The 20965-nt window shown below is 75.1% G+C and carries 18 protein-coding genes; 11 read left to right on the top strand and 7 right to left on the bottom strand.

The features are described 5' to 3' along the window. Window positions 1-51 precede the first annotated feature (51 nt). Window positions 52-924 carry a universal stress protein gene (locus ACFVVU_RS10555; protein ID WP_387789187.1) on the bottom strand — a complete coding sequence of 291 codons (873 nt, stop codon included), beginning with the start codon at window positions 922-924 and terminating at the stop codon, window positions 52-54. Between the two features lie 369 nt (window positions 925-1293). On the opposite strand from ACFVVU_RS10555, the gene ACFVVU_RS10550 reads away from it, so the two are divergent. The 9 genes from ACFVVU_RS10550 (at window position 1294) to ACFVVU_RS10510 (ending at window position 12334) form a co-directional block, all read left to right on the top strand. After that, window positions 1294-2058 carry an HPF/RaiA family ribosome-associated protein gene (locus tag ACFVVU_RS10550; RefSeq protein ID WP_387789185.1) on the top strand — a complete coding sequence of 255 codons (765 nt, stop codon included), beginning with the start codon at window positions 1294-1296 and terminating at the stop codon, window positions 2056-2058. A gap of 223 nt (window positions 2059-2281) precedes the next feature. Beyond that, a complete protein-coding gene (locus ACFVVU_RS10545; RefSeq protein WP_387789183.1) occupies window positions 2282-3547 on the top strand; it encodes an MFS transporter in 1266 nt (421 codons plus the stop codon). A gap of 63 nt (window positions 3548-3610) precedes the next feature. Continuing rightward, window positions 3611-5092, top strand: coding sequence for a hypothetical protein (locus tag ACFVVU_RS10540; RefSeq protein ID WP_387789181.1), 1482 nt, complete (start codon window positions 3611-3613; stop codon window positions 5090-5092). 171 nt (window positions 5093-5263) lie between these two features. Continuing rightward, window positions 5264-7261: an NHL repeat-containing protein gene (locus ACFVVU_RS10535; protein WP_387789179.1), complete on the top strand. Its 1998-nt coding sequence runs from the start codon at window positions 5264-5266 to the stop codon at window positions 7259-7261. Between the two features lie 151 nt (window positions 7262-7412). Next, complete coding sequence (locus tag ACFVVU_RS10530) at window positions 7413-8096, top strand: pyridoxamine 5'-phosphate oxidase family protein (protein ID WP_380681047.1); 684 nt, start codon at window positions 7413-7415, stop codon at window positions 8094-8096. A 226-nt stretch (window positions 8097-8322) separates the two neighbouring features. Then, on the top strand, window positions 8323-9366 hold the full coding sequence (locus ACFVVU_RS10525) for an NAD(P)-dependent alcohol dehydrogenase (protein WP_387789177.1): 1044 nt from the start codon (window positions 8323-8325) through the stop codon (window positions 9364-9366). Window positions 9367-9605: 239 nt separating this feature from the next. Continuing rightward, on the top strand, window positions 9606-10640 hold the full coding sequence (locus tag ACFVVU_RS10520; protein WP_387789175.1) for a substrate-binding domain-containing protein: 1035 nt from the start codon (window positions 9606-9608) through the stop codon (window positions 10638-10640). 92 nt (window positions 10641-10732) lie between these two features. Beyond that, window positions 10733-11470, top strand: coding sequence for a class I SAM-dependent methyltransferase (locus ACFVVU_RS10515; RefSeq protein ID WP_387789174.1), 738 nt, complete (start codon window positions 10733-10735; stop codon window positions 11468-11470). 162 nt (window positions 11471-11632) lie between these two features. Continuing rightward, window positions 11633-12334: a DUF3152 domain-containing protein gene (locus ACFVVU_RS10510; RefSeq protein WP_387789172.1), complete on the top strand. Its 702-nt coding sequence runs from the start codon at window positions 11633-11635 to the stop codon at window positions 12332-12334. Window positions 12335-12424: 90 nt separating this feature from the next. Here ACFVVU_RS10510 and pntB read toward each other — a convergent pair whose 3' ends face one another. From pntB to ACFVVU_RS10495, 3 genes are all read right to left on the bottom strand, one after another. Beyond that, on the bottom strand, window positions 12425-13882 hold the full coding sequence (pntB, locus tag ACFVVU_RS10505; protein WP_387789170.1) for a Re/Si-specific NAD(P)(+) transhydrogenase subunit beta: 1458 nt from the start codon (window positions 13880-13882) through the stop codon (window positions 12425-12427). Window positions 13883-13888: 6 nt separating this feature from the next. Next, entirely contained in the window at window positions 13889-15466 is a 1578-nt protein-coding gene (locus ACFVVU_RS10500) for a Re/Si-specific NAD(P)(+) transhydrogenase subunit alpha (protein WP_380681066.1), read from the bottom strand. Window positions 15467-15685: 219 nt separating this feature from the next. Continuing rightward, complete coding sequence (locus tag ACFVVU_RS10495; RefSeq protein ID WP_387789169.1) at window positions 15686-16321, bottom strand: TetR/AcrR family transcriptional regulator; 636 nt, start codon at window positions 16319-16321, stop codon at window positions 15686-15688. 97 nt (window positions 16322-16418) lie between these two features. Between ACFVVU_RS10495 and ACFVVU_RS10490 the strand changes: the two genes are divergently transcribed. Then, window positions 16419-17903: an FAD-dependent monooxygenase gene (locus ACFVVU_RS10490; RefSeq protein WP_387789167.1), complete on the top strand. Its 1485-nt coding sequence runs from the start codon at window positions 16419-16421 to the stop codon at window positions 17901-17903. Window positions 17904-18299: 396 nt separating this feature from the next. On the opposite strand, the gene ACFVVU_RS10485 is transcribed toward ACFVVU_RS10490, so the two are convergent. Both ACFVVU_RS10485 and ACFVVU_RS10480 read right to left on the bottom strand, forming a co-directional pair. After that, window positions 18300-18668 (bottom strand): hypothetical protein, encoded by a 369-nt coding sequence (locus ACFVVU_RS10485; RefSeq protein WP_387789165.1) that lies wholly within the window; start codon window positions 18666-18668, stop codon window positions 18300-18302. 94 nt (window positions 18669-18762) lie between these two features. Continuing rightward, the gene (locus ACFVVU_RS10480; protein WP_387789163.1) at window positions 18763-19425 is read right to left on the bottom strand and encodes a hypothetical protein; all 663 of its coding nucleotides are present in this window, start codon (window positions 19423-19425) and stop codon (window positions 18763-18765) included. Between the two features lie 116 nt (window positions 19426-19541). On the opposite strand from ACFVVU_RS10480, the gene ACFVVU_RS10475 reads away from it, so the two are divergent. After that, window positions 19542-19793, top strand: coding sequence for a hypothetical protein (locus ACFVVU_RS10475; protein WP_380681080.1), 252 nt, complete (start codon window positions 19542-19544; stop codon window positions 19791-19793). A 57-nt stretch (window positions 19794-19850) separates the two neighbouring features. Here ACFVVU_RS10475 and ACFVVU_RS10470 read toward each other — a convergent pair whose 3' ends face one another. Then, window positions 19851-20954, bottom strand: coding sequence for a substrate-binding domain-containing protein (locus ACFVVU_RS10470; RefSeq protein WP_387789161.1), 1104 nt, complete (start codon window positions 20952-20954; stop codon window positions 19851-19853). Between the last annotated feature and the right edge of the window lie 11 nt (window positions 20955-20965).

The raw sequence follows: 20965 nt of genomic DNA, 5'->3' as shown, positions 1-20965 counted from the left end.
AAGGTCCCTGTCGCGGCGGGTGGTTGGTCCCGCCGGGACATCGGGGCGGGCTCAGTCGTGCGGGACGACCGCGACCGGGGCGTGCGCGTGGTGCAGCACCGACTGGGCCACCGGGCCGAGGTGCTGCCCGGTCAGCGGGTGCTTGGCGGTCCGCCGGCCGAGCACCACCAGGGAGGCGCCGCGGGAGGCCTCCACCAGCGCCCGGCCCGCGCTCCAGGGGCACACCTCGGCCGCCGTCCGGACCTGCGGGTACTTCTCCCGCCGGACGGCCAGCGCGTCCTCCAGCCGCAGCTGCTCGGCGGCGGCCATCGCCTCCCGGATCTCCGCCTGCTCGACCGGGGCCCGGGTCGTGTAGGTGTCGTGGGCGGTGGTCCGGCTCTCCACCGCCCGCAGGCCGACGCCGTGGTCGGCGGCGTAGCGGAAGGCGAACTCCAGGACGGCGTCGGCCGGCCGGTCGCTGTCCACGCCCACCACGACGTCGCCGGCCGCGTCGCCGTCCTGCGTGCCGTGCCCGTCCGCCTCGCTGCGGACCAGGACGACCGGGCACAGGGACCGGCCGGCCGTCCGCAGTCCGACCGAGCCGATCAGCAGCCCGGTGAAGCCGCCGAGGCCGCGCGAGCCCAGTACCAGCAGCTCGGCCCGCCCGCTCGCGGCGGCGAGGGTGAACGCCGGATGCCCGGGCTGCACCTCGCAGGTGACGTCCAGTTCGGGCAGCTCGGCGGCGACCTTGTCGCAGATGTCGGCCACCCGCCCGGGCAGCGCGGCCCCGCCGCCCAGGTCGCGTTCCAGGGCGTCGGCCTCGGTCCCCGCCACGTGGATCATCCGCAGCGGGAGCCCGAGCCGGCCCGCCTCCCGGGCGGCCCACTCGGCCGCGGCCGCGCTCGGTGCCGAACCGTCGATGCCCACCGTCACGTTGTGCGTCATGTCCGCGACCTCCCCAGTCCTCGGCGGTCCGCGTCACCGGTGTGCGCGGCCCCGTCCGGCCACCAGCGTCCCGCCCGCCGGGTGCCCGGCAGCAGGGCCCGAGCAGCCCCATCCGGCCGCCGAAGGTCCCGGGGCGGGTGCGCCCTTCGGGCCGTCCAACCCGCGGTCCCGCCCGCGGTCACGGGGGCGGCGACCGACCCGCACGGGCCACCCGGGACCCTCGGGCCGTCCGCACCGGGACCGGTGGCGGCCGTGCGGGGGCCATCCGGCCCATGCCTCCCCGGCCCCCGCCCCGGAGGATCGGTTCCGTGAACACGGCGACACGGTCGTCGAGTTCACGTCCCGGCTCCTTCAGGAAAGGACGTTCCGATGACCCAGCTCCAGAGCCCGCCCGCCGTCGAGATCACCGTGGCCACCCGTGGCGCGGTCTCGCTGGCCGCGCCCGACTACGCCCGGGAGAAGGTCGAGGCCGTGCTCCGCCGGATCCACGAGCCGGTCCTCGCGGTGCGGGTGAAGCTGACCCAGGAGCCGCACCATTCGGTGGTCCGTCCGTCCGTCGCCCAGGCCGTGGTGGACCTGAACGGCCGGCCGGTCCGGGCCCAGGTCGCGGCCGCCACCATGCAGGAGGCCGTCGACCGGCTCCAGGACCGCCTGGGCACCAAGCTCGCCAAGGTGCGCCAGCGCCACCACACCGGCGCCTGGGTCGGCCGCGGTGGCGAGGAGCACAGCCCGCAGCACGTCGAACGGGCGGCGGAGGAGCGGCGGATCGTCCGGCACAAGACCTACGGCCTGGCCCGGCAGAGCGCCTGGGCCGCCGTGCTCGACCTGGAGGCGATGGACTACGCCTTCCACCTGTTCACCGACGCCGGGAGCGGCGCCGACAGCGTGGTCTACCGCGACGCCCGCACCGGCACCCACCGGCTCGCCTCGGCCGGCGCCACCGCCGAGCCCGTCCCCGGACTGACGGTCAGCCCGGCCGCCGTACCGGAGCTGACGACGGACGGCGCGGCGGAGCGCCTCGACCTCTCCGGCCTGCCGTTCGTCTTCTTCACCGACACGGCCACCGGGCGCGGGAACGTCCTCTACCACCGCTACGACGGCCACTACGGACTGATCACCCCCGTCCGCGACTGAGCGGCCCCCGTCCCGCACCCGACGGCCCGGTCCCACGTACGCGTGGTACCGGGCCGCGGGCGTCCCGGGGGCGGGTCGGGCCATAGCCGCTGCTTATGGCTCCATCGGCCATGATCCTCTACCGCGCTCCGCGGCGGGCGGCCTACGGTGGGGGCTGCCCGGCGGCGTCCCCGCCCACGCCGGGCGGCAGCCCCACCGTCGCACCCGAAGGCAGAACCACCCCGTGACCAGCACCGGCCCGGCCGCCCACGCCGGCATACCCACCCGCTCCGAGGCGCAGCGCCGCGTCCTCACCGTCCTGGTCACCAGCCAGATCCTCAGCGGCGCCGGCCTGGCCGCCGGCATCACCGTCGGCGCCCTGCTCGCCCAGGACATGCTCGGCTCCACCGACCTCGCCGGGCTGCCCAGCGCGCTGTTCACCGCCGGATCGGCCCTCGCCGCGGTCGCGGTCGGCCGCGTCTCCCAGGCCAGGGGCCGCCGCCCGGGCCTGGCCGCGGGCTACCTGACCGGCACCGTCGGCAGCGCCGGTGTCATCGCCGCCGCCGCGCTCGACAGCCCCGTCCTGCTGTTCGTCGCCCTGTTCGTCTACGGCGCCGGCACGGCCACCAACCTCCAGGCCCGCTACGCGGGTGCCGACCTGGCGGCGCCCGCCCACCGCGCCCGCGCCGTCTCCACCGTCCTGGTCGCCACCACCCTCGGCGGCGTCGTCGGCCCCAACCTCGCCGCACCCACCGGAACCCTCGCCGGCGACCTCGGCCTCCCCGCCCTCGCCGGACCGTTCCTCCTCGCCGGCGTCGCCTACGCCCTGGCCGCCCTCGTGCTCGCCGGCTGGCTGCGCCCCGACCCGCTGCTGCTCGCCCGTGAGCTGCAGCGCGCGGAGCACGCGGAGCGCGCGGAAGCATCCGGGGTGGTCGCCGCTTCCGGGCCGGAGCAGGCGCGCCGTCCGGTGCTGCTGCTGGGCGCGCTGACGATGATCCTCACCCAGCTCGTCATGGTCGCGATCATGACGATGACGCCCGTCCACATGCACGACCACGGCCACGGGACCGCCGCCTCCGGCCTCGTCATCGCCGTCCACGTCGGCGCCATGTACCTCCCCTCCCCGCTGACCGGCTGGCTGGTCGACCGGCACGGCCCGACCGCCGTCGCCGCCGCCTCCGGCCTCACCCTGCTCACCGCCGGGCTCGTCGCCGCCGCGGCCCCCGCCGACTCCGTCGGCCTGCTGGCCCTCGCGCTCGCGCTGCTCGGCCTCGGCTGGAACCTCGGCCTGGTCTCCGGCACCGCGATGATCACCGACGCGGCACCGCTGGCCACCCGCGCCAGGACCCAGGGCACGGTGGACGTCGCCATCGCCGTCGCGGGCGCGACCGGCGGCCTGGCCTCCGGCCTCGTCGTCTCCACCGGCGGCTACGCCGTCCTCTCCCTGGCCGGCGGCCTGCTCGCGCTCGCCGTCCTCCCCGCCGTCGCCGCCACCGCGAAGAGCCGGTGAGCCCGAGGGCCGGGCCCCGGGGCCGTCGTCGAGGCTGTCGCGGGCCCGTGACAGAGTGACGCCATGCTGCCTCCTGCCGGGGCTGTCGACGCGGTGGTGTCGGCGCCCGATTCCTTCGACGTCCCCGTCTTCGTGCGCCGCAGCGCGCCGTTGGAGCCGGTCGAGCGCCCGAAGCCCGTCACCGTGGCGCAGGTGAAGGAGCCGTGGCCGTCGCCGGGAGCCGTTCCGCCGGACGGCGCCTACCTGGTGACCACGACCTGGCGGGACCTGCTGGACGCGGCGACCACCGTCGGCCGGGACATCGCGCCGTGGCTGGCGGCGGTGCCCCGCCTGGCGCGCCGGGAGATCATGGCGCGGCGCCACCCGCTGGGGGCCTACCTGGTCCGGCAGCGGACGAAGTCCCCGGCGCCCGGCGGCGCCGGCACGGAGATCGTGCCCAGCGTGGTCTACACGCACGGCACCGAGGGCTCCATGCGGTCGGCCTTCGGCTACCACGTGGGCATGACGATGGCGGAGTGGGCCTGCCGGAGCCTGATGGGCCTCGGCCCCACGACGCACGCGGAGAGCGCCGCCCCGCCCGGGGCCGTGCCGAAGTGGAAGACGACCAGGAGCCTGCCCGACCTGTTCGGCACGCACCCGTCGTCCGCGGAGCTGTGGCTGGTCGAGGCGAAGGGTGGCAGGTGGCTCCCCGACCGGAGCCGGCGCAAGGGCGCCCGCCAGCTGGACGTCGGCGCCCTGATGACCGAGCCCTACCGGAAGGTCCTCTGCGGCACCAGCCTGGAGAAGCGCCTCTTCATGATGATCGACGTCGAGGACGGGCCGTCCGCCCCTGACGGCCCGCTCACCGGCGCGGCGGCGGACCTCGACGAGGACCTGGTGCAGGACGACGACGAGGCGCTCCTCGACCTCGCCCAGGCGAGGATGCTGACCTACCTCGCCCTGGTGTCGCTCCCCCGGGAGGGGCTGCGGGCGGTGGCGGTCGGCGGCCCGCGGCCCGGCCCCGCGCGGCGCCGCAGCGGACTGGTCACGCTGCTGGAGGGCGACGAGGGGACGGCGGCCCTGCGGCGGGAGCTGGGCGCCGGTGCCACGGTGAACGCGATCGGGCGGCGCCAGGGGGTGGACATGCTGGTGGGGCGACTGCCCGGCACCGATCTGATGCTCGGCATGTCCCGCCGCCTCTTCGGGGCCTGCCGGGAGCTCGCGTGGGAGGACCGGCGGCTGGCCTCGGTCGTCGACGAAGTGCTGCCGACCGTCCGGCAGGCGGCCGGGTGGGGCACGGAGGCGCGGAGCGAGCGCCGGACCCGCGAACGGGCGGAGGCCCTCCAGGAGGGCCGGGACCGGGAGGGGGGAATCCGTCGCGGCGCGGTCCGCCGAGGGTTCTCCCGGGGCCGCGCGGAGTCCTGGGCGCAGCTCGCGGACGTGTCCCCCCGGGTGGTGGTGCCGGCGGCGGAGGGATTCCTGGAGGCGGCGACGCGCGACACCTATCTCGCCGTGGAGGAGCACGCGCTCGATCTGGACCTGGATCTGGATCTGGATCTGGGCTGACGGCGCCTCGGCCGTACCGGGCAATTTCGGTCGCGTCCTGCGGCCGGTCGCGCGCGGGCGGGCCGCGGATGTGACAGGCAGGAGGGCGGCGGCCCGACACCCGTGCTGGTTGCGGGGCGGAGCGGCCGACCGCTGCCCCAGCGACCTCCCGCGACCGAACGGAGCCCTGCCATGCGCCGACGCCGTGGCGTCCTGCTGACCGCCGCCCTCCTGGCCCAGCTCGCCGCCGGGCCCTCCCACGCGGTGGGCTCCGTGCCCCGCGCGGGGGAGCCGGCCGAGCAGTGCGGGGTGGTGCGCAGCGGCGACACCCCGATCGGGGGCGCCGAGGTGACGCTCTACCGGGCGGGAGAGGGGGAAGGCACCGCGCCGACGGTACTGGCCCGGGCCCGCAGCGGGGAGGACGGGCGGTTCGACCTCGACTACCGCCGTCCGGACGACCCGCGCGCCGTGCTCTACGTGCTCGCCGACCTGCCGCACGCCCGGGAGCGGGGCGCGGACCACGGGCACGGCCCGGTGGTGCTCGCGGCCGCGCTGAGCGGAGCCGGGGCCCCGCCCGAACTCGTCGTCAACGAGCGCACCACCGTCGCCGTCGCCTACGCGCTGGCCCGCTTCACCGGTCCGGCCGGCATCTCCGGCACCGAGCCCGGGCTGGGGAACGCGGCCGGCGTCGCGCACAACCTGGCCGACACCGGGACGGGCGGGATCGCGGCGACGCTCGCCGCCCCGCCCAACGGCGACCGGACCTCCACCCTGGCCGAGTTCAACACCCTCGCCAACCTGCTCGCCGCCTGCGTCACCGGCGGCGCCTGCGACCAGCTGTTCGACCTCGCCCGCCGCCCCGGCCGGGAACGGCCCCGCGACACCCTGCGGGCCGCCGTGGACATCGCCCACGACCCCGGTCACAACGCCGCCGCCCTCTACGACCTGGCCGCCACCACCCCGAGCTACCTCCCCGCGCTGTCCGCCGCCCCGGCGGCCTGGACCGTGGCCCTGCGCTACGCGGGCGACGGCCGGGAGATCGACGGCCCCGGCAACCTCGCCTTCGACCGGGAGGGCAACGCCTGGGTCAGCAACAACTACCGCTACGGCGCCGACCCCGCCGTCCCGGTCTGCGGCGGCCGCACGGTGCTCAAGTTCACCCCCACCGGCCGGGACGCGCCCGGTGCGCCCTTCGGCGGCGGCGGCCTCTACGGCGCCGGCTTCGGCATCACCGTCGACGCCCGGGGCAGCGCCTGGGTCGGCAACTTCGGCTTCCAGGGAGCGGGCTGCCCGATCGATCCGACCCCGCTGGAGCGCAGCGTTTCCCGGTTCGCCCCGGACGGCACCCCGCTGTCGCCGCCCGACGGCTGGCGCCGGGGCGGCATCGTCCAGCCCCAGGGCATGGCCGCCGACCGGGCCGGCACCGTCTGGGTCGCCAACTGCGGCGGCGACAGCGTGACCAGGATCCCGGACGGCGACGCCGGCCGCGCCGAGGAGGTTCCCACCCCCGGGCTGCACAAGCCCTTCGGGGCCGCCGTCGACCCCGCCGGACGGCTCTGGGCCACCGGCAACGGCAGCGACAGCGTCCAGGTCCTGGCCCCCGACGGCACCCCGGAGCTGACCGTCACCGGCGGCGGCCTGCGCCGTCCGCTCGCCGTGGCCACCGACAGCCGGGGCAACGCCTGGGTCAGCAACAGCGGCATCCTGCCGGTCCCGTGCGGGGGCAGCACGGCGGACGAGCTGGCCGCCGCCGCGGTCGGCGGTGACAGCGGCCCGCGCCCGGGTGCCTCGGTCACCCTGATCGGGGCCGACGGCACCCCGGCCCCGGAGCCCTTCAGCAACGGCGGGCTGTTCCTGCCGTGGGGCGTCGCCGTCGACGGGGAGGACACGGTCTGGGTGGCGAACTTCGGCGGCCACCGGGTCGCCCGGCTGTGCGGCACCGACCTCACCGCCTGCCCGCCCGGCTTCCGCACCGGCCAGCCGATCTCCCCGCCCGACACGGGTTACCCGAGCGACGGGCTGGAGCGGAACACCGGCCTGCAGATCGATCCCTCGGGCAACGTCTGGCTGGCCAACAACTGGCGCACCGTCCCCGTGCAGAGCAACCCCGGTGGCCATGAGCTCGTCGTCCTGGTGGGGGCCGCCGCCCCCGTCCCGGCCCCGAGGCTCGACGGGCCCGGGCGGCCGTGACGGGCAGGGCGCCGGGCGGGCGTCGATCGGTGCGGGGCAGGGCCGAACGGCCCACGCCCCGCGCCGTCCGGGCCCCGGCCGGGGATCCTGCCAGGGGGGAGTGCCGGACGGGAGAGCGGAACGAGGAGACCGTGAGCCGAGGAGCCGACCTGTGAACCGCGCCCCCGACCTCGAAGCCGTCCGGCGGGCCGACCCCACCGAGGTGGCCCGCCGGATCGTCGAGCGCCGCGACGAGCTGGGCATCGACGACCGGACCCTGGCCCACCAGGCGGCGATGTCGCCCGCCTACCTCCGGTACCTGCTGGCGGCGGGCCCGGCCTTCGACGCGGCCGGGTTCGTCCGGATCGCGGCCGCGCTCAAGATGACCTGGGCGGAGCTGCTGGAGGGCCGGTCGGACGCTCCGCCGGGGCAGTCGCAGCCGGTGCCGGGGACACCGCGGCCGCTGCTGCTGCACCTCTCCGAGCCGGAGTGCTGGTACCTGGTGGGCACCCACGGGGTCGGCCGGGTGGGCCTTCCCGGCTCCCCGGCGCCGACCGTCTTCCCGGTGAACTACGCCGTCGACGGCCGGACGATCGTCTACCACACCTCCCCGCACGGCTCCGCGGCGGCGGCGGACGGTTCGCCGCTCTCCTTCCAGGTCGACCACGTCGACGACCGGCTGAGCGAGGGCTGGAGCGTGCTGATGCTCGGCTCGGCGCACCACGTCGACGATCCCGGGGAGGAGCAGCGGCTGTCCCGGCTGCCCGGCGCGACGCCCTGGGCGGGCGGCGACCGCCCGCTCTGGGTGCGGATCACCCCGGACGAGGTGACCGGCCGCCGCCTCGGCGTCGGCTGAGCCGCCCGCCACCCGCCGCCCGCCGCCCGCCGCCCGCCGCCCGGACCGTCCTGCCGTCGGGACCGTCCTGCCGTCGGGAGCACCCGCCGAAGTGGTTCGCCCCGGCGCGCTCCGCGACCATGGAAGGGCGGGGGTCCTTCGGCGTGCCGGCGCGGCCCACCCGCCCCGCCGCCCCGGGAGGCGTCGCCGTGCGCGCCGGACCGAGAAGGGAAGGGAGCGAACCGCCATGACCACCACCGTCCCCGCCTACGCCGCGCCCGCCGCCAAGGCCCCACTGGGGCCCGCGACGATCGAACGCCGCGACGTGCGCGAACTCGACGTGCGGATCGCCATCACGTTTGTCGGCATCTGCCACTCCGACGTCCACCAGGCGCGCGAGGGCTGGGGCACGGCGCTGTTCCCGATGGTCCCCGGCCACGAGATCACCGGCATCGTCACCGAGACCGGCCCCGGCGTGACGGCCTACCGCCCCGGGGACCGGGTGGGCGTCGGCTGCATGGTCGAAAGCTGCCGGGTCTGCGAGAACTGCCGGGCCGGCCTGGAGCAGTACTGCGCCGAGGGCCCCGTCTGGACGTACAACGCCGTCGGCCGGGACGGGCAGCGCACCTACGGCGGCTATGCGCAGGAGATCGTCGTCGACGAGCACTTCGTCGTGCGGATCCCGGACGCCCTGCCGCTGGAGACGGCCGCGCCGCTGCTGTGCGCGGGCATCACCACCTACTCGCCGCTGCGGCACTGGAACGCCGGGCCGGGCCGGAGGGTCGCCGTTGTCGGCCTCGGCGGGCTCGGCCACGTGGCGGTGCGGATCGGGCACGCGCTCGGCGCCGAGGTCACCGTGCTGTCCCGGTCCCTGCGCAAGAAGGACGACGGCCTGCGGCTCGGCGCCGTCGACTACCGGGCCACTGCGGACCCGGAGACCTTCGAGGAGCTCGCGGGCCGCTTCGACCTCGTCCTGAACACCGTCTCCGCCCCGCTCGACTTCGCCGCCCACCTCGGGCTGCTGCGCACCGACGGCGCGCTGGTCAGCGTCGGCCTTCCCGAGCAGCCGGTGCTCCTCGACCTCCGCGCGCTGAACGGCGGGCGCCGCAGCCTGAGCACCTCCAGCATCGGCGGCATCGCCGAGACGCAGGAGATGCTGGACTTCTGCGCCGCGCACGGGGTGGCGGCCGAGGTCGAGCTGATCGGCGTGGACCGGATCAACGAGGCCTACGACCGGGTCGTCGCCGGCGACGTCCGCTTCCGCTTCGTGATCGACACCGCGACGCTGTGACCCCGTCGTCCCGCCGGTCCGTCCCGCCCGCTCCGCGGCCGCGCCGGGTGGCCGGGGGAAGAACAGTTGGCGCGCGCCCGGCGGCCGATCGGCGATCCGGGCTGATGGAAGCACTCAACTAACCAATTGTGCAGTGGAGTTGGCGACGATCGAGGATTGTCCGGCCCGAGGGCGGTGGACATCATGGGCGCACCGCCGGCCGGTCGGGCCGGTCGGGTCCACACCGGGAGGGATCCTCGATGCGCTCTTTCGCTGCCCGCGTGGCGACGTGTGCGGTCGCCGCCGTCTGCGTGGCCGGGGCGGTGGCGCCCGCCGCCGTGGCCGACCCGCCGCCGGGTGTCGTGCCGGCCGCCACCGATCTGGTGGGGGTCGGGGCGGTCCTCACCGAAGGGTTCATGAACCAGACCTCCGCCGAGTACAACGCGGCCGCACCGGCAGGGCAGCCGCGGCTCTACGGCTGGGACGCCAAGGGTTCGAGCCCGATCGTGCCCAAGGACGGTGCGACGTCCATCGTCCGGCCCAACGGCTCCGGCTACGGATTCCGCGCACTGGCCGAGTCCACCAGCGCGACGGTGGACTACGCCCGCTCCGCACGCACCCCGCTGCCCGGCGACCCCACGGGGTACAGCTTCCTGCCGTTCGCCAAGGACGCCGTCACCTGGGCAGCCAAGTCCGGCGGCAACGCGCCCAGCAATCTGACGACCGCCCAGCTCAAGGGCATCTACGAGTGCACCATCACCAACTGGGCCCAGATCGGTGGGGTGAACGCCGTCATCAAGCCCTTCCTGCCGCAGCGGGGTGCTGACGTCAGCATCGCCCTTCTGAAGGTGCTGGGAGGAGGTGTGGCGGTGACGCCGGGTCTCTGTGTCAATTTCAGTGACCTCCAGTTCGAGAATCGCGGCACCGACCCGTTGCTCGACGACGTCAACGTGGTGATCCCCTACTCGGTCGGCATATACATCGACCAGATGTACAAGGGCCACCGCACACCCGAGGTGTCGCCCGGGCCGCTGAGAGTGCGCAGCGTGGACGGGCTTCCACCCGTCGTGCTCTCGCCCGGGCGGCAGGTCATCAACCCGTTGCTGCTCACCTCGCCGTACGGTCGGCAGCTGTGGCACATCGTCCGCACCGCCGAGTTCAACGGCTCCGACGCCCACGCCGAGGCGCTGGTCGGCGTTTTCGGTCCGAAGGGCTGGATCTGTCTGCGCCCGGCCTCGATCGAGGCCCGCGGCTTCTCGCCGATCCCGGACTGCGGCGTCGCCGTCGACATCTGACAGCTCCGCCCCGCGCCGGCCCGGAGTCCGCATCCGGGCCGGCCACCGAGCGGTACACTGGGGGCACTCCGCGTGACCTTCGGGAGGCCCTGATGAGCGTGACCGACCGGTACCGGGACTCCTGGGAGGGCTTCTGGCGCGCCGCGCCCGCGGAACAGGGGTCGGTGATCTGGGACGCGGACCCGGCCCTCACCGCCGAACGCCACCTCGCGCTGTTCGAGCCGTTCCTGGCCGACCGGGCGCTGCCGGTGGTCGACCTGGGCTGCGGCAACGGCACCCAGACCCGCTTCCTCGCGGGCCGCTTCACCCGCGCCGTCGGCGCCGACCTGTCCGCCGCCGCCGTGGAACTCGCCCGGCGCTCGGACCCGGCGGAGCGGGCGGAGTACGTCCAACTGGACGCCACCGACCGGGCCGCCGTCCGGGCGCTGCACCAACGCCTCGGCGACGCCAACGTGTACCTGCGCGGCGTGATCCACCAGAGCGAGCCGGCCGACCGCGGTCCGGTCGCCGAGGCCGTCGCCGCACTGCTCGGCGCGCACGGCCGGGCCTTCGTGGTCGAGCTGTCCGAGGCGGCCAAGCACGTCCTGGGCGATCTCGCGCGCGACCCGGCGGGCCCGCCGCCGAAGCTGCGCCCGGTGTTCGCCCACGGCCTGGCGCCCGCCGAGGTCGCCGATGCGGCCTTCGGTGACCTGCTCCGAACGGCCGGGCTGAGCGTCCTGGCCTCCGGTGAACTCCCGCTGTCCACCACGGAGTTCACCCCAGCCGGTGAGCGGATCGAGCTGCCCGCGCACTGGGCGGCGCTCGCCCCGGACGGCGCCCGGCCGTCCTGAGCGGTCCGGTGAGCGGTGCCCCGTGAACCGCGGCCGGTGAACCGGGCGGGGGCCGGGACACGTCTCTCCTGACATGACCGTTCTGCTGCCCGTCCCACCGGTTCGCACCGCCGCGCCGCCCGACCGCGCCGCGACAGCCGGCGCCCTCGCCCGGTGGTCCGGGTGAGGGCCCCCGGCCTCCGCGTACCCGGCGGGCGCACGGGGTACGCGGCGGTCGCGATCGCGGTGGTGGCCGCCGTGACGGCGGGCCTGCTCTGCTGGCAGCCGTGGGCCGACGACGGACCGAAGCCCCTGGCGTTCACCACCGCCGCCGGCGGCTCCGCGCGCTTCGGGACCGGCGAGAAGCTGTACCGCTACAAGGTGCGGGCGGAGGACGGGCTCAAGATCAGCCCGGACCGGTTCGCCGCCGAGGTGGACGAGGTCCTCGGCGACGTGCGGCGCGGCTGGTCGGTGGGCGGCACCTGGTCGTTCCAGCGGGTGGCCGCCGACCCGGTGGACTTCACCGTCTACCTGGCCACCCCGGCGTCCACCGACCGGATCTGCGGCCAGTACGGGCTGGACACCGGCGGCTGGGTGAACTGCGCGGCCAACCGCCAGGTCGTCATCAACCTCAAGCGCTGGAACGAGCTCTCGGAGTTCTACGCCGGACAGCCCGAGGAGTACCACGCCCTCGCGGTCAACCACGAGGTCGGGCACATCCTCGGCCAGGGCCACGTCGACTGCCCCGGTGCGGGGGCGCCCGCACCGGTGATGATGCAGCAGATCAAGGGACTGCACGGCTGCGTGCCGAACGGCCGGCCGTACGCCGAGGACGGAACCCTGCTCACCGGCCCGCTGCTCCCGCCGGCCGCGCCCCAGCCATGACGGCCGCCGCGCCCCGGCGCTGACCGCCGCGGCGGCCCGCCGGGCCGACTTCCGGCCCGGCGGAGCGGCCGGCGGACCGTCCGCCGCTTGCTACACCCCGGCCCGGTGGGCGGTCCGGGCCGTGCCCTGCGGCAGCTCGGCGTCCAGGGCGCGCAGGATGTCCTCCACGCTCTGCTTGGCGTCGCCGAAGAGCATCCCGCTGTTCTCCCGGAAGAACAGCGGGTTCTGCACCCCCGCGTAGCCGGAGGCCATCGACCGCTTGAACACGACCACCTGCTCCGCCTCCCAGACCCGCAGCACCGGCATGCCCGCGATCGGACTGGCCGGGTCGTCCATGGCGGCCGGGTTGACGGTGTCGTTGGCGCCGATGACGAGGACCACGCCGGTGGAGGCGAAGTCGTCGTTGATCTCGTCCATCTCCAGGACGATGTCGTAGGGCACCTTCGCCTCGGCCAGCAGCACGTTCATGTGGCCGGGCAGCCGCCCGGCGACCGGGTGGACGCCGAACCGCACCTCCACGCCGCGCTCGCGCAGCCGCCGGGTCAGCTCCGCGACCGGGTGCTGCGCCTGGGCCACCGCCATGCCGTAGCCGGGGGTGATCACGACCGACTTGGCCAGCGCCAGCTCCCTGGCCACCTCCTCGGCGCGGACCTCCCGGTGCTCGCCCTGCTCCTCGGCGCCGCCGGACGGGGCCTCGATGCCGAAGCCGCCCGCGATCACCGACAGGAAGGAACGGTTCATCGCCCGGCACATGATGTACGACAGGTAGGCACCCGAGGAGCCGACCAGCGCGCCGGTGACGATCAGCAGATTGTTGTCGAGCAGGAATCCGGCGGCCGCGGCGGCCCAGCCGGAGTAGCTGTTGAGCATGGAGACGACCACGGGCATGTCGCCGCCGCCGATCGAGGCGACCAGGTGCCAGCCCAGCGCGAGGGCGAGCACCGTCACCGCGATCATCAGGCCGAGGCCCGGGCTGACCGTGAACCAGACCGTCAGCGCCACGAAACCGGCCAGCGCGCCCAGGTTCAGCGCGTTCTTGCCGGGCAGCGTCAGCGGGCGCGAGGCGATCCGGGCGGACAGCTTGAGGAAGGCGACGATCGAGCCGGTGAAGGTGACCGCGCCGATGAAGATGCCGATGAACACCTCGGCGTGGTGGATGCCCAGCAGGTCTCCGGAGACGGCGCTCTGGGCCGCGCCGTTCGCCTCCACCTCCAGGTAGCTGTTCCAGCCGACCAGCACCGCCGCGAGGCCGACGAAGCTGTGCAGCACCGCGATCAGCTCCGGCATCTGCGTCATCTCGACCTGCCGGGCCCGCCACAGGCCGATCGCGCCGCCCAGCGCCATCGCGATGACGATCAGGGCGACGGCACCGGCGGTGATGCTCTGCGCCGCCACCACGATGGTGGCGACCAGGGCGAGGGCCATGCCGGCGATGCCGTAGACGACGCCGGCCCGGGAGGTGCGGTGCTGGGAGAGCCCGGCCAGGCTGAGGATGAAGAGCAGGGCGGCGACCAGGTCCGCGGCGTGGGCTGCCGTTGTGGTGGTCATCGGGGCTCAGCGCCTTTCGGGGGAGGTCGAGAACATGCTCAGCATGCGGCGGGTGACGGCGAAGCCGCCGAAGATGTTGACGCTGGTCAGCAGGATCGCGATGAAGGACAGCACGGTGACGAGCGTGCGCTCGTGCCCGATCTGCAGCAGGGCGCCGATCACCACGATCCCGGAGATCGCGTTGGTGACCGACATCAGCGGGGTGTGCAGGGCGTGGTGCACCTTGCCGATCACGTAGTAGCCGATCACCACGGCGAGTGCGAAGACCGTGAAGTTCTCGGCGAGTTGGGCCGGGGCGAAGCCGACCAGCAGGAACATCGCCAGCATTCCGGCGCCGATCAGGCCGAACCGGGCGGCCGGGGTGAGCCGGGGCCGCTGCGGCTCGGCCGGGGCCCCGGCCGGGTCGGCGGGCGCCGCCGCGGGGGAGGGGGCGGCGGAGACGGCGACGGGTGGCGGCGGCCAGGTGACCTCGCCCGCCCGGGCCACCGTCACGGCCCGCTGCACCACGTCCTCGAAGTCCAGTACCAGCCGCCCGTCCTTGCCGGGCGTCAGCAGCTTCAGCAGGTTCACCAGGTTGGTGCCGAACAGCTGCGAGGCCTGGGCGGGCAGCCGGGAGGCGAGGTCGGTGTAGCCGACGATGGTGACCCCGTTGTCGGTGACCACCGTCCGGCCGGCCACCGTGCCCTCGACGTTGCCGCCCTGCGCGGCGGCCATGTCGACGATGACGCTGCCCGGCTTCATCGCCGCCACGTCCGCCGCCGTGAGCAGCCGCGGCGCCGGGCGGCCGGGGATCAGCGCGGTGGTGACCACGATGTCCACGTCCCGTGCCTGCGCGTGGTACAGCTCGGCGGCCGCGCGGTCGTAGTCGGCCGAGGTCGCCCTCGCGTAGCCGTCGGTGCTCGCCTCCTGGGCGACGTCCACCGCGAGGTACTCGCCGCCGAGCGACCTGACCTGGTCGGCGACCTCGGGCCGCGGGTCGGTCGCCCGGACGACGGCGCCCAGACTGGAGGCGGCGCCGATCGCCGCGAGCCCGGCCACACCGGCCCCCGCCACCAGCACCTTGGCCGGGGGGACCTTGCCGGCGGCCGTCACCTGGCCGGTGAAGAACCGTCCGAAGACGTGGGCCGCCTCGATCACCGCCCGGTAACCGGCGATGTTGGCCATCGAGCTGAGCACGTCCATCGACTGGGCGCGCGAGATCCGCGGCACCGCGTCCAGCGCGAGCGCGGTGACCGGGCGTGCCGCCAGCTCCGCCAGCAGCTCGGGCCGCTGCGCCGGGGCGAGCAGGCCGATCAGGGTCGCGCCGTCGCGCAGCCGGGCGAGCTCGGCGGTCGAGGGGGCGTTGACCTTGAGGACGACGTCCGCCGCCCAGGCGTCGCCGGTCTCCGCGCCGGCCTCGGTGTAGGCCTCGTCGGTGAACCCGGAGGCCGTCCCCGCCCCGGACTCGACCACGACCCGGTAGCCGAGGGCCAGGATGCCCCGGACCGTCGACGGTGTCGCGGCGACCCGGGTCTCCCCGGTGGTCGACTCGGCGACCACGCCGACGCGCTGGGGTGGGTGGTGCGTGGAGCCGTGTGAAGTCATCACTCGTGCCTCTCTGATCGGAGGATCCGCCGACGGCGGAATCCGCCTGTTCCGGGGGAGTTCGGCACCCCTTGGAGGCAGGAACCTACCCGGCCACGGCCCCGCGAGGCGACGGGGCGTGGCCGTGACGTGCTTCATCGGATCAGGTCCGGCAGGTTCGACGGGTCCGGGAGGTCGTGGAGTGGAATCGGGACCGCGCGGTCCGGGGGCGGCCCGGGCTCAGAATCCCAGGGCGGCGGCCCCGTCGCGCAGAAGGGCGAAGGCGGTGGCGGTCTCGGCGGCGGCGGTCCGGCCGACCTCCCCGGCGTCCTCCCCGGCGGCGAGCCGGGTCCAGACGGCGCGGGCGAGCACCTGGCGGACGGCCACGTACTGGGCGGCGAGCAGACGGGCGGCCAGGCCGCCGTCCGGGTCCAGAGCCGCGGCGAGGTCCCGGGTGTCCTTGTCGAGGTAGTCCACCAGGTGGGCGGTGAGGCTGGGGGTCTCGTAGACCAGCCGGAGGAAGGCGAGCGCCCCGGGGTTGGAGGTCATCCCGGTGCTGGGGTCGTGGGCCGCCAGCCCCTCCAGGCGGTGGCGTTCCAGCGCGTCCAGCGGGGTGAGCCCGGCGGGCCGGTCCCGCACCACCCGTCCGGCCTCGCCGAGGTGGTCGGCGAAGCGGTGCAGGACCAGCTCCTCCTTGCTGGCGAAGTACCGGAACAGGGTGGGCTTGGAGACCTCGGCGGCGGTGGCGATCTCGGCCACCGAGACCTGGTCGAAGCCCCGGGCGAGGAAGAGGGCGATGGCGGTGTCGGCGAGGGTCTGGCGGGTGCGCTGCTTCTTCAGGGTCCGCAGACCCGCGTCCGTGTCGTGTGAGTCCATGCGAGAAGCATAACTCAGGAATATTAGTGACCAGGTTGCTTTCGTTACCAAGTTGCAGTTTCATGGGGCTCATCGACAACCGGAAGGGGCGAGACACATGACGACCGTGGTGATCGCGGGGGCGGGGCCGACCGGACTGACCCTGGCGTGCGGGCTGGCCCGGCAGGGCGTGGCGGTCCGGGTGATCGACCGGGCGCCGGAGTTCCCCACCGGCTCGCGCGGCAAGACGGTCAACCCGCGCAGCCTGGAGATCCTCGCCGACCTCGGCCTGGGCGAGCGGCTGACGGCCGAGGGCCGCACCCACCTGCCGTTCCGCAAGTACTTCGACGGCGAGTTCGTCAACGAGACCGAGCCGTTCGCCGGCGCCGAGCCCACCGCCACCACCCCGTACGTGGCGAGCCTGTGGCTGCCGCAGACCCGGGTGGAGCGGCTGCTGCGCGAGCGGCTGGCCGAGCACGGCGTACGGGTCGAGCTCGCCACCGAACTGGTGGACCTGCGGCAGGACGGCGCCGGGGTGGAGGTCTCGCTCGCCGACGGCGGGCGGATCGCCGCCGAGTACCTGGTCGCCTGCGACGGCGGGCGCTCCACGGTGCGTCGGCTGCTCGGCATCCCGTTTGTCGGCGACGGCGACCCGGAGCCGGTGATGGTCTGCGGCGACGTGGAGGTGGCCGGGCTGGACCCGGCCGCCTGGCACCAGTGGTTCGGGCCGCGGGGCGCGTTCATGCTCTGCCCGTTCCCCGGCACCCGCCGCTGGCAGCTGCAGGCGAGCCCGGAGACGGACGCCGACGGCCGGCCGGTCGCCCCGTCGCTGGAGAGCTTCCGGCGGCTGGCCGCCCTGCACACCGGGCGCACCGACCTCCGGCTGGCCAACGCCACCTGGCTGTCCACCTGGCGGGTCAACGTCCGGATGGCCGAGCGCTACCGCGAGGGACGGGTCTTCCTGGCCGGTGACTGCGCGCACGTCCACCCGACGGCGGGCGGGCTCGGGATGAACACCGGGATCCAGGACGCCTGGAACCTCGCCTGGAAGCTCGGGTACGTGCTGCGCGGCCTCGCCGGGCCGGCCCTGCTGGACACCTACCAGGAGGAGCGGCTGCCGATCGCCGCCTGGACGCTCGACGTCACCAGCGCCGGGATGGCGGCCGTCATGGCGGGGGCGGACACGCCCGGCGTGGGGGTCGAGGCGGGCCGGGTGGGCGACCTCACCGGCCTCGCGCTCGGCTACCGGTGGAGCAGCCTGGCCGCCGACCGCCTCCCCGGTGCCGTCCGGGCCGGGGACCGGGCGCCCGACAGCCCCTGCGCAGGGCCCGGGGGTGGACCGGCCCGCCTCTTCGAGCACTTCGCCGGCGACCACTTCACCCTGCTCGGCCTCGGACCGGGCGCCCGGCCCGATCTGACCGAACTGCCCGGCCACGTACGCCCGGTGGCGCTGGACGACCCCGACGGCGCGGTCCGCCGGGCGTACGGGGTCACGCGCGACGCCCTGGTGCTCGTGCGGCCCGACAACCACATCGCCCTCACCGCCCTGTCGGGCGCCCACGACGCGGTGCTCGGCTACCTGGCAGGGCTCGGCGCCCGGTAGCGGAGCGCCGTGCGGCGTGCTTGCTCCTCCCCTGAGGAGGAGGCGCGAGCGCGCCGCGGCCGAGCTGTCGTCCACCCGGCGCAGGCCCGTCCGCCGAGTGCGTTCCCAGCCTCGTAACCATGGACACAGGCATGGACGAAGCGGGGCGGCCGTGATCGAGGCGCGGGGACTGACCAAGACGTACGGCCGCCGAACAGCGGTCTCGGAGCTGGATGCTCCCGCTGCTGGCCCGCCGGCTCTCCAACGCCGAGATCGTGGATTCGCTCCACGTCGCCGAGACCACGTGAAGAGCCACATCCAGAGCCTGCTGGCCAACCTCGGCGTCCGCGACCGTCTGCAGGCGGCCGTCGCCGCCTACGACTCCGGACTGGTCGGGAGACGGGGCGCTGACGGGCCTCAGGGGCGGGGGCGGATGGCCAGGCCCGGCCGGCGCCGGTGGACCGTCAGATAGACGACGCCCTCCGGTCCCGCCGACACACCGCGCGCGGCGCCGCGCGGCAGTAGCCGCAGCACGCCCGGCTCCAGCGTGTGCGCGACGCCGCCGCAGCGCAGCGTGCCGGCCCCGGCGATTCCCAGCACCAGCACGTCCAGGTCCGGTTCGACGTGCTCCGCGACGGTGGCCTCCGGCCGCAGCCGCACCACGTTGGCGTCCAGTTGGCGCTCCGCCCCGGTCAGCCGCCACAGCGCCCCGGCCTCGTCGGCGGCGGCCTCGCGCAGCAGTTCGTCCAGGACCACGCCCTCGCCGAGGGTCTCCTTGTCCGTCATGCCGGACATCCTCCCACCGGCGCGGGCCGTCAGCCCGAGGGGACGGTCCGGGCGGGCCGTCCCCATGGGCGGCGGGCCGTCCGCCCTGCAAGCCCTACCGCCCGGCCGCGTCCGGGCCGGTCAGGGCGACGGGAAGGCCGGCCTCGATGCGCTGCAGCAGACGGCCCCCGTGGACGCCGGGGGCGTCGAAGTTGCGCAGCTCGTCGGGGTCGTCCTCGCCCTCGGTGCGCAGGACCTCGGGCACCAGCACGCTCTCCGGGGCGACCGGCGCCTGCGGGTCGGGCGCGAGGTACGGGGGCGCGAGCACCGGGCCGCGCAGGGTGCCGCCGATGAGGTCGGGGCTGAACTCGGAGGACAGCACGGTGACCTGGGCGTGCAGGTCACCGTTGATCATCACCAGCTTGTCGGTCATGTGGCCGACGAAGGCCCCGACCCGGACGTCCCCCCGGACCAGGAGCTTGGCGTCGCCCTCCAGGTAGACGGCGGCGGCCGTGAGGTCGCCGAGGACGATCAGTGCGGGGCAGCCGTCGTCGGTGTTGATGATCGCGCCGCCGACGGTGAGACCGCCGTCGACGATGTAGCCGGTGCCGTCCGGCTCGGCGGCGTCGAGGTCGAAGTTCCCCTCCACCGCCAGATCCCCGACATGGACGTCGTACTCCTCCTCGTACAGGTTCTCGTAGGAGTCCTCGGGCAGCCCGCGCTGCTCGAAGAGTGCGACGGACTCGTCCCAACTGCGCAGTGTGGTCGTGATGTTCATGGACGGAACTGTCCCATGCGCCACTGTCAGCCGCCCTCGCGGGCCGGGGCCGGCGCGGTCCGGCCCGGCTACAGTGCGGGCACGGGCACGGGCACGACGAACGAGGGGGAGCGACGGTGGAGGTCACCAACAGCATCACGGGCACGGTGCACATCGCGGGGCGGGTCGTCCAGACCGGCCGGTGGTCGAGCGGGCCGGACCTCGACGGGGCCGCCGAGGCCGCGATCGAGGCCGGGCTGTCCACCGACGGGGCCCCGGTGACGCTGGCCCGCGGGGAGTACGCGGCGGTGCTGGCGCTGCTCGACCACCTGGCGGCGGGCGGCTCCGAGGCCGCGCGGGCCCTGGGCGAGCGCCTGGCGGGGCGCTGACGGGCGGGCCCCGGACGCCGCCTTCGGACGTCCGGGGCCGGCGGGTCGGCGGCGGGTTCAGTGCACGATCGTGCCGCAGACGAAGGAGGGCAGGCTCTGGAACCCGTGGCCGCTGACAACGGCCTGGCCCTGCTGGCAGATCCACCCGCTGGGCCCGAAGACGGCGCGCAGGGCGGTGCCGTGCGCGTCCTGCGCCGTCCACTCGGTCGGGCGGACGACGGCGGACAGCATCCGGCCGAACGGCGTCGCCGTGAAAGCGGGGTTGATGACGTGGGCGGTGGTGACCGGGACGACTCCGTTGATCGCCCGCGGGGTGAGGACGCCGGGCTCGTCGCCGGGGGTGCTGTGGCCGCCGTACGCCTGGCCGACGTAGCGGCCGACGGAGTACGGCACGAGGGCGTCGGGGTTCTGCAGGATCGGGTCGGTGCCCTGGTTCTCGCGGGCCACCACGCTGACGCAGGAGTGGTCGAAGGTCAGGTCCTGGACCGCCTGGGCGTAGCCGATCTTCTCCAGGAAGAAGCCGGTGGCGTCGAGTCCGGTGCCGTGCACGCCGTAGTAGTCCACCGTGACGTCGCCGCTGACGACCGGCCGGATGACGGTGTTGGGGAGCAACGGGCTGATCTGGCTCCACCTGGTGGTCTTGCAGGAGAAGATCGCGGTCAGCTGGGCGGGGGTCAGCGTGGTCGGCGCGTTCCCGCCGGCCGGGGCGGCCCAGCTGACGGCGTCCTTGGCCACGGCGATGAAGCTCAGCGGGAGGTTGGTGGGCCCGTCGACCGGGTCGGTGGGCTTCGGCGGCCGCGTGGCGCGGACGAAGTCGACCGTGTCCTTGGTGTTGTAGGTCAGGGCCTTGAGGCCGGTGTCCGTGCTCCACGGCCGGTAGATGGTCGTCGCCCCGTACTTGGGGACGATCACGTTGCTCGTCCCGCTGGAGTCCCAGCTGTGGAGGCGGGAGGAGGTGACGTCACCGGCGGCGGCGAGGGAGGCGTTGTACTCGCCGGAGAGCTGGGTGAACAGGCCCTCCGTCGCCTGCGCGCCGAGGCCGACGAGGTCCTGGGCATTGGGGGTGACGGTCGGGTCGGCGGGAGCGGGTGCGGTGGCGGCGAGGACCAGCGCGCCGGCGAGGGCGAGGGCCGAGGCGGCCCGGGCGGCGAAGCGGAGCATGGACTGACCTA

It is taken from the genome of Kitasatospora sp. NPDC057965 (genome assembly GCF_042887135.1).
In the GTDB taxonomy this organism is placed as follows: domain Bacteria; phylum Actinomycetota; class Actinomycetes; order Streptomycetales; family Streptomycetaceae; genus Kitasatospora.
Note: the sequence above shows the minus strand (reverse complement) of the source record. Positions and strands in the feature narration are given on the sequence as shown.